General features: G+C 41.2%; 8 protein-coding genes. 1 reads left to right on the top strand and 7 read right to left on the bottom strand.

Translation table 11 applies throughout. The features are described from left to right. Nucleotides 1-257 precede the first annotated feature (257 nt). The 7 genes from EKM61_RS09815 to EKM61_RS09785 all read right to left on the bottom strand — a co-directional run bounded on the left by EKM61_RS09815 (nt 258) and on the right by EKM61_RS09785 (nt 10,283). Nucleotides 258-1,448, bottom strand: a complete 1,191-nt coding sequence (locus EKM61_RS09815; RefSeq protein ID WP_068222921.1) for a phosphoglycerate dehydrogenase — start codon at nt 1,446-1,448, stop codon at nt 258-260. Nucleotides 1,449-1,450: 2 nt separating this feature from the next. Then, complete coding sequence (serC, locus tag EKM61_RS09810; protein ID WP_068222919.1) at nt 1,451-2,524, bottom strand: 3-phosphoserine/phosphohydroxythreonine transaminase; 1,074 nt, start codon at nt 2,522-2,524, stop codon at nt 1,451-1,453. A gap of 685 nt (nt 2,525-3,209) precedes the next feature. Then, the gene (locus tag EKM61_RS09805; protein WP_068376601.1) at nt 3,210-4,124 is read right to left on the bottom strand and encodes a prenyltransferase; all 915 of its coding nucleotides are present in this window, start codon (nt 4,122-4,124) and stop codon (nt 3,210-3,212) included. Nucleotides 4,125-4,373: 249 nt separating this feature from the next. Beyond that, entirely contained in the window at nt 4,374-6,110 is a 1,737-nt protein-coding gene (gene cydC, locus EKM61_RS09800) for a thiol reductant ABC exporter subunit CydC (RefSeq protein ID WP_068222915.1), read from the bottom strand. Beyond that, on the bottom strand, nt 6,107-7,846 hold the full coding sequence (gene cydD, locus EKM61_RS09795; RefSeq protein WP_068222912.1) for a thiol reductant ABC exporter subunit CydD: 1,740 nt from the start codon (nt 7,844-7,846) through the stop codon (nt 6,107-6,109). The genes cydC and cydD overlap by 4 nt, the downstream gene beginning before the upstream one ends. Next, nucleotides 7,847-8,857: a cytochrome d ubiquinol oxidase subunit II gene (cydB, locus tag EKM61_RS09790; protein ID WP_068222910.1), complete on the bottom strand. Its 1,011-nt coding sequence runs from the start codon at nt 8,855-8,857 to the stop codon at nt 7,847-7,849. After that, nucleotides 8,850-10,283 carry a cytochrome ubiquinol oxidase subunit I gene (locus EKM61_RS09785; RefSeq protein WP_178378347.1) on the bottom strand — a complete coding sequence of 478 codons (1,434 nt, stop codon included), beginning with the start codon at nt 10,281-10,283 and terminating at the stop codon, nt 8,850-8,852. The genes cydB and EKM61_RS09785 overlap by 8 nt, the downstream gene beginning before the upstream one ends. Nucleotides 10,284-10,580: 297 nt before the next feature. Here EKM61_RS09785 and EKM61_RS09780 point away from each other — a divergent pair, with 297 nt between their 5' ends. Further along, complete coding sequence (locus tag EKM61_RS09780) at nt 10,581-12,575, top strand: cation:proton antiporter (RefSeq protein ID WP_068222905.1); 1,995 nt, start codon at nt 10,581-10,583, stop codon at nt 12,573-12,575. Nucleotides 12,576-13,594: the final 1,019 nt, after the last annotated feature.

Here is a 13,594-nt window from a genome sequence, read left to right as displayed (position 1 = left end):
AAACAAAAAGCACATTCACCGAAGTGAATGTGCCGTTCAAAATCTCCACCAATACGATTTGACAGAGACCCAAAAAAGAGAATGTTTTAAAGGTTTAGATTCCCTTAAACATTCTCTTTAAAAATTATAATTAAATTACGGTTAATTCACATTTAGTAGTTAAAGTTGAAAATTATCATTCACACAATCAACTTAATCATAAACGTGGTTAAAAGTAGCCACTCCGATTACTAAATAGACTCTTTTTTCAATCCGCTCTAGTGAGATAGAACTCGAACGCGAATCACATCGTCAATCTGAGCCATTTTGGCAGCAATCTTTTGCAATCGTTTAGGGTCAATTTGATCCAAATCAATCATGGTGTACGCGTAATCACCTTGGCTGCGATTCATCATGTTGACAATGTTCAACTCATAATTCGACAAAACGCCAGTCATTTTACCAACCATATTGGGGACATTTTTATGAATTAAGGTTAAACGTAGTGGTGACGCAAACTGCATATCCGTATCCGGAAAAGTTACTGAGTTTCTGATATTACCAGTTTCTAAGTAATTTTTCATCGTTTGAACAACCATCTTGGCACTATTGGTTTCTGCCGCAGTCGTTGAGCCACCAATATGTGGAAAAACGGTAACCTTAGGGTGATGGATGAGTTTTGGTGACGCAAAATCAGTGATGTACCTTCGTAAATGACCGCGATCAAGTGCGGCAATAATGGCATCTTCATCAATCACATCATCCCGGGCAAAATTAAGTAGGACGCTGCCTGGTTTCATCATCGCAATTGCATCGGCGTTCAGCATTTCCTTAGTTTCACTTGTTAAAGGAACGTGAATCGTGACGTAATCGCTATCTTCTAAAACGCCTTTTAAATCTGCGGCGTGTTTAATATGGTGTGATAAATGCCAAGCTGTATCCACAGCAATATAAGGATCATAACCAACGACGTGCATTCCGAAAGCCTGTGATGACGCACCATTGGCAACTAGGCCACCAACATGACCTAAACCAATAACACCGAGCTTTTTGCCTAAAAGTTCAGTTCCAACGTAGGCCTTTTTTCCCTTTTCAACCTGAACGCCGATATCGTCACCTTTTAAATTGCTAACCCATTTCGAGCCGGCTAACATCGGTCGCGCGCCAATCGTCAAGGCCGCAAAGACCAACTCTTTAACACCATTCGCATTAGCACCAGGTGCATTAAAAACAACGATTCCCTTCGCGGCCGCTTCGGCCAAGGGAATATTATTCACGCCAACGCCGGCCCGACCAATGGTAATTAAATCATCTGGTAATGGCGTTTGGTGCAAATCAACACTACGAATCAGTAGACCAGCGGTATCCTTTTTAGGTTGTTCACCATAATCAATGTGATAATTTTTCTGGTCAAAAAGGGCAATACCATCTGGTGATACGGTCGTCGATGCTACAATCTGATATGTCATGCTTATTTCTCCCCCTGTTCAAATTCTGCCATAAAGTGAACTAATTTAGTCACGCCAGTAATCGGCATCGCATTATAAAGACTAGCCCGCATACCCCCAACTAATCGGTGGCCTTTTAAGTTCAATAACTTTGCTTCTGTGGCCGCAGTAATAAACTTTTGGTCCATCGCCGCGTTCCCAGTTACAAAGGGCACATTCGTTAAGGAACGAAAAGTTGGTTTAACTGGCGCCGAAAATAGCTTCGATTGATCCAAATAATCATAGAGTATCTTTGCCTTAGCGCGATTAACTTTCTCCATTTCGTCAACACCGCCACAATCCTCCAACCAGTGAAAAACAAGTCCCGCCATGTAAATATTAAAAACTGGTGGTGTGTTATAAAGTGACCCCTTAGCGCTTTGAAGACCGTAATCCAGCATGGCTGGTAGGCCCTTTTTTTTGCCAATTAGGTCGCGGCGAACGATTACGATTGTCAGGCCCGCCGGTGCAATATTTTTCTGCGCACCAGCATAAATCAACCCAAAATCCTGAACGTTATAGCGTTGGGCTAAAATATTTGACGACATATCACCAACAAGGACATTCTTCCCAACGTCAGGTAAATCAAAGTAAGTAGTGCCTTCAATTGTGTTATTAGTTGTAATGTGGACATAATCATAATTTGCACTAACCGGTGGAACTGACGGAATAGTGGTATTATGCGTTGCTTCAGAACTAGCCAACGTTGTCACTTTCAAAGACGGAAATTTTTGCGCCTCAGCAATCGCTTTTTTTGACCAGTTACCAGTATCAATATAAGCAACGTTATCCGTTCCTAAATTCAAAGGGACTTCAGTAAATTGCTGACTACCGCCACCCTGCACAAATAAAACCGCGTAGTCATCAGGTATCTGCATCAGATCACGCAACGTTTTTTCCGCATCATCGATAATATCTTGGAACAAGGAGGAGCGATGACTGATCTCCGTTATACTCATACCAGAATTATGATAGGATAAAAATTCATCCTTCACTTGTTGTAATACTGGTTGCGGTAAAACCGCTGGACCAGCTGCAAAATTATAAACTTGCTGCATGTCATCATCCCTTCATTAATTTGTTCTCATTATTATCTAATAAAATAATGTAATTCTCATTATAGCATAGCTTACCCTTTAATTTCGACCACTTTTGCGATTAACCTACGACTTTTGCGATTAACCTACGACTTATCCGGAAAATATGCTCACTAATATTTTCCGGATTGATTTGACGGAAACGTATTGGAAAAAGCAGATTATTGCGTATAGCTACGCCGGTCGGACGATCCGCTGTGCGTCTCTTTTCGCCTGGCTGCCATGTTTCTTGCGGTGACCGAGATGAGTTTAGTCGAGGAAACACAGTTATGAACCTTATAACTGTGTTTCCTAGCCTGCGCCACAAGAATGGTCAACGTCCGCAGCATCAAAGAATATTAGTGCTTTTCGCTGCGATTCGGACTTCGATTCATCTTAGTCCGATCGACATCGTAAGCGAAGCTAGTAATATTTCTCCTTCATTGCGGAGTAGTAGTCTATACTCCATAATCTAAGCGCTTTTTCCCTCTCTTCTGAAACGTGTTTGAAAAAGCAGATTATTGCGTATAGCTACGCTAGTCGAACGATCCGCTGCGCGACTCTTTTCGCCTAGCTAGGCTATACTCCATAATCTGAACACTTTTTCAAACACTCTCTAAAAAAAGCAATTGTTTCAGCAAAAAATGCCTTACAATTGCTACTTAATTTAAAAGTTCAACCAAACTCCTAATCCAAAAAAGATCACTTGAGCTAGAGTTGTTAAAAATAAATTTTTAACCGCCAACGGAAATGTTTCTTTTTTGATTTGCTTCGCCAAAAAAAGGCGGGTATTTTTCCAAACGATTGGTACCGTTACTAAAGTTAATAACGTTAATTTTGGCAAATAACCAACAATAACCGCCACAATAAGCGTCAAAAAGCCAATAACGTAAAGCGCCACGAATAGCCGCAAAGCATTCTTTTTACCAATATAAACCAGAATTGTATGCCGGCCCAACTCTAGATCTTCTTTTTGATCCGAAATATTGTTAGCTAACATTAAATTGGAGATTGCACAGACGGCCAACCCTGACGATAGTAAAATTGGTCCCACAAACGCCCAGTTAAAAGTCACCACCTCGTAAGTGTTTAAATAGACACTTAACAAGAAGATGACAAAGCCCATGGTTAATCCCGAAAAAAGTTCGCCAAACGGTGTCGTTGAAATCGGTCGAGGGCCCCCCGCGTAAAAGTAACCTACGGCGTAACAAAATAGCCCCAACCATAAAACTGGCCAACCAGTTTGGCTGGCAATAAAGATTCCTAAAACGGCCGAAGAGGCCACCATCCAAAAGACCAGCCAACCAATCATCCGGGGGTTTAAATGATTAACCCCAATAATATTGGTTTTCTCACGAAATCCTAGCGCTTCATTCTTAGTTGCCCGCCGATAATCTTGATAGTTATCATTAGCGTCAACCGCCATGTTAAAAACTAACATCGCAATAAAAAACAAAACTAAATAAACCGGGTGTAGCTGCCGGTAATGATACAGTGCGTAAAAAGTTCCTAACAAAAATGGAAATACACTGGCCGTTTTTGCTTTAATTTCGACCAGCTCCAAAAATACTGATAAAGTCACCTGACATATCTCCTTAACCACTTAAAATAAAGTACTACACGTAGCTTTGAAATCAGTTGACGAATTATTAAACTGTGGAGTGTTTGAAAAAGCGGTTAGCTAACGCCTTCCTAATTAATTTGGTCTAAACGTGTTTGAAAAAGCAGATTATGGAGTATCGCTACGCTAGTCGAACGATCCGCTTCGCAGATCTTTTCGACCAGCTAGGCGATACTCCATAATCTGAACGCTTTTTCAAACACTCTCTAATTATTCGCCTGAGTCTAACGCGTAAAGTTTGCGGAAACGTGCATTCTCCTGATATAAAGTGTGTGGACTACCTTGCATATTTATTTTACCATGTTCAAGAAAAATTATTTGGTCGGCATTTTGAATTCCCTGTAAATGATGGGTTACCCAAATAATTGTTTTGCCGGCTAAGACACTGAAAATGGTGCGTAGTAACGCCTTTTCCGTAATCGGATCAAGCCCAACTGTTGGCTCATCTAACAAAATAATTGGTGCATCTTGTACAATTAAGCGTGCTAAGGCTAATCGTTGCTGCTCACCACCAGAAAAACGTGCACCATCCTCCTCAACAATTGTGTCCGCACCTTTAGGTAACCGCGCCATTAACGGGCCCAGCTGAACGGCCTTTAACGCCTCATCGATCTCTTGATCAGTTTTTTCTAAGTTGCCCAAGCGAATGTTGTTACGGACCGTTGTGTTGAATAAGAATGGCTTTTGATCCAACATCCCAATTAACTCTTTACGTTGCTCTTGTAATGCCGCAACTGGTACACCAGCAATTGTAATTGCACCCTTTTGTGCCTGTAAATCACCCAACAATAGATCAAGCAACGTGGTTTTCCCCATCCCGGTTTGACCCAAAATTGCTAATTTTTCACCAGAATTGACGGTTAAATTAAAATCATTAATAATATTGGACTCATTCGGGTACGCAAACTCAACGTGCTGAAATGAAATTGGTGGTACCGTGGTCGGTAATTTTGCTTGCTGTGGTAGCGCCTGTTCCTGCGGCTTTAAATCATTCAGCCGCGTAACAGAACTCATATAAATCGGCCACTCCTCAACCCCTTGACTGACTGGCGCAAAGGCATCAATTAGTGGAAACAGACTAAGTACGAAAGCCGCCGCCCAATTCACCGCTGCTGGAGAAGTTGTAAAATAACGATTAGTCCACAATAAAAGAGCAACACTAATAATTGCAAACACAAACTGTATGCAGAAGTCACGCCGCCATTCAAAACGCTTAGTGGCTAAAGTTTCCTTGCGCAGGGCCTTCAGTGTCGGCTGTGATTTAGCGATAAAGTCGTTCTCGCGACCGGAAATCACCCAATCAGCAACACCCATAACGTTATCAGTTAAATCAGTGTAAAGTTGCTGGGTTAACTGCTTTTTCTGCATTACCCGTGCGCCAGTCACCGCAATTGAAACAAGTGGTAATAAAAAGACAATAATTGCTAGTAATAATGCCATTCCTAACGCAAAGAACCAGCTGAAATAGCCAAGTACAATCACGATAATGATGTAAAGAAACCAACTGATTAGCGTTGGGAAAATAGTTCGTAAGTAGAGGTTCTGTAAGTGACCAATATCGTCGGCCAAAAGCGCCAAAATATCCCCCGTTTTAAAGTGTTGCTGGAAAAATGCGGCGTCCTTTGCCAACGTAAGGTACAATCGTTTACGCAAATCTGAGGTAACCTTAAACACCCAGTTATGTGAAGTTAACCGTTCAACGTAGCGAAAAGTTGGTCGGCCAATCCCAAAAGCCCGAGTTAAAACAACCGGAACATAAATTAATAAAATATTGTCTGGTCGCTGAGCCGCCCTACTAATCAGGTAACCAGCATTAAACATTAACGCAGCGCCACAAAAGAAGGTTAATAGACCTAGAACCAAGATTAAGCACAACAGGCCTTTATACTTTTTCATATAAGGCTTCACCCAATTATCCTTTTTCAACGGTTGAAATGGATTTCTCATAGCTTAGCCCCCTTCATCTGTGTCATTAACTGTGTATATGCTCCTTGTTTTTGCTGTAACTGCTGCGGTGTTCCCATTTCAACTAAACGGCCCGCTTCGATTACCATAATTTGATCCATCTCCTGCATCCAGTGCAGGCGGTGCGTGGCAAAGAAAATAAGGTGATCCTTAAAAAGCGGTAACATCGTTTCTTTTAGCGCCGCTTCAGTCTCGATATCCAAGTGAGCGGTGGGTTCATCAAATAATAATACACGCCGTTTACGATCCAAGAATGCTCGGGCTAACGCAATACGCTGTGCCTGGCCACCGCTGATTCCTCGCTCACCTTCACCGATCACTGTATCAAGACCGGCCGGTAATTGCTTTAGCCAGATTGTTAAACCTGCATTCTCGGCCGCAACTTTAATTGCTTCACGACTGGCCTTTGGTTGGTAGAAGGCAATATTTTGACCAATCGTTGCGTGAAATAAATACGGCTTTTGCGGCATATAAACAAAATTATTTTGCCACTGTTCTTGACTTAGGTGCGGAACTTGCTGCCCATTAAGCAAAATTTGGCCACCATTTTTGGCCTCAGGCAACAAAAAACCACCTAGTGTATTAATTAACGTCGATTTACCGGACCCGGAAGGCCCCATGACCCCAATCTTTTGAAAGCCATGAACTTTAAAACTAAAATCGGCCAGGTCATGTTCGTTATTATTTTCATAACTAACATTGACGTGTTTGAATTCCAGTTCATCATTAGCACCAAACGTTGTTAAACTTGTGAGGGCCTGACGTTGCGTTGCTTCAGGTAATGCAAGTAACTGCCGAATAGCTTGCATCGCATTTTTACCATTTAAAGTTGCGTGATAGTCGCTAGAAAAATCGCGTAAGGGCAAGAAAAATTCTGGTGCTAGAATCAAGGATGCTAGCGCAGGAAAATAGGGCATTTTACCGGCCAATAAATCAAGTCCTAAGAATACGGCGACCACCGCGATTGATAACGTCGTGAAAAAATCTAAGGCAAAAGTTGATAAAACGGCTATCCGTAAAACGGCCATTGTTTGTTTGCGGTAAGATTCACTCACTGAATAAACGTTATTTGCGTATTGCTTACTAATTCCTAGCAACTTTAAGGTTGATAATCCACGTAACGCATCAACAAAGTGATTCGACAGTAGCTGATAGCCCGCATACTGCTTATCAGCCTTATCCCGGGCGGCAAAACCTAAAATAATCATAAATAAAATAACAATTGGAACAACTAAGAGTAATACAACTCCCGTTTTAACGTCTAACGTAAAAATATAAATCAATAAAATCCAGGGAATAATCATCATATTCAGCATTTTATTTAAAATCAACGTTAAATAATTATCAACTTCATCAATTCCATCAAGGGCCATCGTGACTAAGTTACCCGTTCCTTGCTTTGCAACTAGACTAGGCCCAATATGAAATAATTTAGTTAGAAGCTGCTCGCGTAAACTTTGACTGGCCTGGTTGGCAAAGCGATCTAACACAATACTCTTTACCCAATTAATTAAGTGACGCCCAATGAACGCCGCAAAAAATAAACCAATTAAAGGCCCAAATAAATTTAGCGGCCGTAAGTGCCACGTCTTAACCAACGCCAACGCCAAATATTTCCCCTGAAATAAGATCATAAATGCTTGCAGGACTGTTAGTCCTACAAGCATTATGGTTACTTTTTTTATTCCAGATAAGCTAAATAACTGCTTATCAACCATCTATTCCACCACTTTTTTTGTTGTGACTCGCTTATTAAAGACAAAGTAACTCCAGACTGTGTACACGATGACGATTGGAACTAAAATGCAAGCCACGATCGTCATAACTTTTAGTGTATATTCTGACGACGAAGCATTCTTAATTAAGATACTGTGCGCCGGATTAGTTGCTACCATTACTCGTGGGAATAATCCATTGAATAATAACGCAACCAATAAGATTAAAGTACCTCCGCTAGCAATAAACGATAACCACTCTTTATCGGCATAGGCACCGTACGTTGCAACAACGCTGGCCAAAACAATTAGGATCAGCAGTGTCCAACTTGATACTGGCCGTGCGGTAAAGAAGTCCGTTTGAAACAAAAGTAACGCGGCGTAGACAACTAGCCCAACAAACAAAACTGGGTAGAGTAACTTAGTTAATTTTTGAGCCCGTTGTCGTAATGCACCTAAGGTTGAAAGCCGAATGTAATTAAGCCCGTGTAATAGGCAAAGTAACGCTACAGCAACACCACCAACAATCGAAAAGAGATTGATGTAATCACCAACACTGGCGCCTAGATTACCTTGAGCATCAATTGGCATTCCCTTGACCATATCAGTAAACATCATCCCAAAAAGGAAGGGCGCCATTAAACTACCAGTGAAAAGTGTCACTTCCCATAACTTTCGCCCCTTACGTGTATCTACGTGCGTTCGAAATTCAAAGGACACCCCACGGATAATTAGGCCAAATAAGATTAAGAAAAGTAAAATATAAAATCCTGAAAATAGACTGGCATACCAGTAAGGAAACGAGGCAAACATTGCACCGCCGGCAGTAATTAACCAAACCTCATTACCATCCCAGTGCGGTCCAATCGTTTGAATAAGGCTGTCACATTCCTGCTCGTCTTTGGCCAAGAAACGTAACGACATCCCAACACCGTAATCAAAGCCTTCAAGTAAGAAAAAGACCGCAAATAGTAAACCAATTAAGAAAAACCATAATAACTGCAAACTACTCATGATTGAACGCTCCCTTCGCAAATGGATCAACATTCACACGGTTTTCACTGCCGTCATCAAGCTCTGGACCGGCGACTAATGTCTTATGGGAGAAGTAAATCATAGTACCGCCAAGCATCGTGAAGATCAAGAAGTAGGTGATGTTAGAAAACAGTAACTCACCCGCCGTGACACTTGGTGAAACTGCATCAGCGATCGTGAACAGTCCGTAAACAATCCACGGATAACGACCCAGTTCAGTCACGAACCAACCAGCAGTATTGGCTAAAAATGGTAACCAGAGGCAAATCCCTAAAACGTAAAGGAACCAACGCTTATTCTCAATGGCATTATTCTTTTTACGCATAAACCACAAGCCAACGATGGTAACGAGTGCAAATAACGTACCAAAGCCAGCCATAACTCGGAAACTCCAGAAAAGTGTTTTCGGTGGTACATAATAATTCATGTCCTTACCAAATTTTTTATCATACTTCTGGTGTAATTCACGATTAATGGTATTCATACCCTTAACCGCACCAGTTGTTTTATGGTAAGACATAATGCTTAGCATGTCAGGGATTTCAACCTTCCAAGTTGCCTTATGTCCGGCTGCGTTAATCCCCTCAATCATTGCCCATGGCGCTTTTTTACCTGTATTATCATACAGGCCTTCCGTTGCGGCAAACTTCATTGGTTGATCCTTAATAATCATTCTGGTTTGAGCATCGCCCACGTAAATCGTTCCTAATGAAAAAATAAGTCCAACGATCAAACCAATCTTTAATGACTTCTTGTAAAAATCAATATTCTTATGCTTAAGCAACCGCCAAGCTGACATTCCAGCAACTGCCATAGCCGCCGTTAAAAAGGCCCCAAAAACAACATGCGGAAATTCAACCCACAATTGTGGATTCTTAAGTAAACCGGTAAAACTTGTCATTTCTGCCCGACCATTGGCCAATTTATAAGCCACTGGATTCTGCATAAAACTATTGGCAGTTAAAATCCATAAAGCCGAAGCACTAGAACCAAGCATAACTAACCAAATAAAAATAACGTGAATCGCAGGTTTGAAGCGATCCCAAGTAAACATCCATAGTCCGATGAATACTGATTCCAGGAAAAACGCCAACAATGCTTCAATAGCCAGTGGCGCCCCAAAAATATCACCCATAAATCGTGAGTAATCAGACCAATTCATCCCAAATTGAAATTCTTGAATAAGACCAGTAACCACACCAACAGCAAAACTTAAAAGGAAAATCTTTCCCCAGAACTGTGCCATTTGTTTATAAATTGGCGCCTTTTTTACGACATAAATTGTTTCCATGATTGCCGTTATAAACGCCATCCCGATTGAGAAAGGAACAAAGAAGAAATGAAATACTGTTGTCATCGCAAATTGAACCCGTGCTAAAGACAACATACTCACACCAACCGTCAACATACTCTTACCACCCTTCGTTAAACTTCCACACCTTCATTATAGGCTAGATAATGAAGCGTTACCAGTGCTGATAAACTCAGATATCCAACGATTTATTCTTCAATAATGGTTTTTTTATAATTAAAGTACGCCAACAAATCAAATTATGGCATAATAGTCTTTGATCAATTTTATTAATGACAAAAAGGCATAGCACAAACTGGAATAGGCTAAAAGATCTACTTGTTAAAATATGCTTTATGCTAAAACAATTTCCGTTTTACCGACTGCCTAATGTAGCTAAAGGAGGACCTCATGGAAACTATTTTTACCATTAGCATCATTGTAGGTGCAGTAATTTTTGCCAATATTATTTACGCAATCTTCCCGAAAATACCACTAGCCTTCTATCAAATCGCAGCAGGTCTCTTATTATCACTTTTACCGCTTTTTCATCACTATCAACTTAATCCAGAAATTTTTCTTTATGCCATCATTACACCCTTAATGTTTAATGATGCGCAAAACACCTCCCGCCGCCGTTTAAGGCGTGGAATTGCCAATGTCCTATCATTATCGATTTTTCTAGTTGTCATCACAGTAATCATTCTGGGATTCAGTATTAATTCACTATTCCCACTGATGACACTTCCGCTGGCCTTTGCCATTGGCGCGATTGTGACCCCAACAGATGCCGTCGCCGTTAAGTCAATCACTTCCAACATGGCGCTGCCAAACCGCATCATGAATACCTTAGAAAACGAATCTCTATTTAATGACGCATCTGGTATTGTGGCCTTAAATTTAAGTCTCAGTGCCTACCGTGAAGGCTCTTTTTCTGTTGGTCACGGGATTACTAGTTTTATCTTTAGCTTTTTTGGTGGCCTTATCCTTGGTGCCATTCTGGGGTTGCTGATCGTTCGTTTGCGCATTTGGCTACGGGAAATTGCCGCGGACAGTATTCCGATTTCCGTTCCCTTACAGATTTTAACGCCCTTTATCATCTATTTTGTTGCTGAACAATTTGAAGTTTCTGGTATCTTAGCAGTTGTTGCCGCCGGTTTAGTGCACGGTGCCGAGCGTGATCGCTTGCAACTAACTTCAACCAAAACCCAATTCGCAACGGCTAGTATTTGGACAATTATCAGCGATGTTCTGAATGGTTTTGTTTTTGTCTTATTGGGACTCACTTTACCAACGGTTGTTCTCGATTTAATCTCTACTCATACTTTGCAGTTCTTTAGCCTATTTGGCCTTGCCTTATTAATCTACGCAATTTCGACTGGTTTACGTTTTTTATGGGTTTACGCTGGCTTCGTTAAACTGCCCTACCGCGATCTCAATCGACCAACAGTTAGCGCCATCATGGCAGCCAGCGGTATTCACGGAACCGTTACCCTTTCCATGGCGCTTTCGATTCCTTTTTCATTAGCAAATGGAAAATCATTCCCAATGCGTAACGAGATTATTTTCGTCGCCGCCGTTGTTATTCTATTAAGTTTAATCGTTCCAAATTTTGTTATTCCACTACTCGTACCCGCCAAGGTCAAAGCGGCCAAGGAAGCGCCGGTCAACATTCGCGCAATTCGCAACGATATGTTGGATTTTGCGATCACCGAATTACAACAAACAGTTAGTGGTACGCAGAGCGCCCAAATTGTCTTAGAAACACTGTACAATCAAAAATCCGATTATACCCGCCCATCTTATGAAACACTGACCCGCCTGTTTAAAAAAACACAGCATGTTGAACAAACGACGGTCCAGCAGTTAGTGACCACGGGTGACATTACACCTAAACAACAGCTTTCCTACGAGCGCTTTTTAATTCAAAGCAACTTTGCTACGAAAAAAAGTATCTGGCAAATTCTTTGGCGCCGAATAAAATCTGGTTTTAAATATCTAACCTTTGGTCTTTTAAAGAAACGTCGAATAGCTCAACTGCGCCGTAATTTAACCGACCAACAACGTAAAAAAATAAAAGACACACGCCAAATTTTCGCCCAGATTGAGGACCATGGTTACAACGCCGTTATTGAGTATTTGAATAACGAAACAACCGTCGACAATTTTGCGGCAATTGGAATTGTTCGCCGTTCCTATCGTGAGCGGCACCGTCGTTTCAGCAATAGTGACGAAACAAATGATACACAAAAAGATTTATTCATCACTGCTTTCCAGTATGAATATGATTACGTGGACAATCATTTAACCGACCAATTAATCAGTACCGACACGGCCAAGCAATTGCGGGAACAAATTTCCTACGATGAGATTGTCTACATGCAAAATAGCGATAACTTTGATTAACGAGAGTGTTTGAAAAAGCGCCCAGATTATGGAGTGTGGCCTAGCTAGGCGAAAAGAGACGCGCAGCGGATCGTTCGACTAGCATAGCTATACGCAATAATCTGCTTTTTCAAACACGTTTTAGAAAAGAGAGTGTTAAAAAAGGCGCTCAGATTATGGAATATAGCCTAGCTGGTCGATAAGATCTGCGCAGCGGATCGTTCGACTAGCGTAGCTATATGTAATAATCTGCCTTTTTTAACACGTTTCAGAAGAGAGTGAAAAAGCGCTCAGATTATGGAATATACCCTACTACTTCGCAATGAAGGAGGAATATTACTGGCTTCGCTTACGATGTCGATCGGACTAAGATGAACCGAAGTCCGAATCGCAGCGAGGAACGCTAATATTCTTTGATGCTACGAACGTTGTCCATTCTTGTGGCGAGGCTAGGGAGCACAGTTATAAGGTCCATAACTGTGTTTCCTCGACTAAGCTCGTCTCGGTCACCACAAGAAACATGGCAGCTAGACGAAAAGAGACGCGCAGCGGATCGTTCGACTAGCGTAGCCATAATCTGCTTTTTCAAACACGTTTCCACCAAATACCCACAGGCTACCGCTAATAAAAATAACCGCGAAATCGGCGAGTACAACCTCGAGTACTCCTTCGAGGTTGTACTCGAGGTAGTACTCGCCGCCATTAATCAATTTCAAAAAATAAATTTAGAAAAAAGTAAAATAAAAAAGCAATAATTATCCCCGCCCTGATCAGCTTTCGGAGTGGTTACAAAAATTATTGCTTTTTTAGTGTCACTTTTTGGGTCCCTGAGGGTTTTATATATATATAAACTTAATTAGAAAGAAATACTAAACATGTCTGATTCATTTGATCCTTCGTAAGCAGTAAATAACTGACCGACTTCAAAAATAATTTAATTCAAGTTATGATTGCCTCATCAAATAATTGGTGAGGTGATTTTTATTGGATAAACCGGATATTGTTCAAATTAAAATGGATCATTCTGGTTCTCAATCGCG

This window comes from Loigolactobacillus backii (genome assembly GCF_003946275.1).
Taxonomy (GTDB): Bacteria; Bacillota; Bacilli; order Lactobacillales; family Lactobacillaceae; genus Loigolactobacillus; species Loigolactobacillus backii.
The sequence above is the reverse complement of the archived record's forward strand: the minus strand, read 5'-3'. Positions and strand labels throughout refer to the sequence as shown.

Coding starts and splice junctions, on each gene's coding strand:
- EKM61_RS09815 (WP_068222921.1), bottom strand. CDS start 1,448: ATGACATATCAGATTGTAGCATCGACGACCGTATCACCAGATGGTATT.
- serC (WP_068222919.1), bottom strand. CDS start 2,524: ATGCAGCAAGTTTATAATTTTGCAGCTGGTCCAGCGGTTTTACCGCAA.
- cydD (WP_068222912.1), bottom strand. CDS start 7,846: ATGGTTGATAAGCAGTTATTTAGCTTATCTGGAATAAAAAAAGTAACC.
- cydC (WP_068222915.1), bottom strand. CDS start 6,110: ATGAGAAATCCATTTCAACCGTTGAAAAAGGATAATTGGGTGAAGCCT.
- cydB (WP_068222910.1), bottom strand. CDS start 8,857: ATGAGTAGTTTGCAGTTATTATGGTTTTTCTTAATTGGTTTACTATTT.
- EKM61_RS09780 (WP_068222905.1), top strand. CDS start 10,581: ATGGAAACTATTTTTACCATTAGCATCATTGTAGGTGCAGTAATTTTT.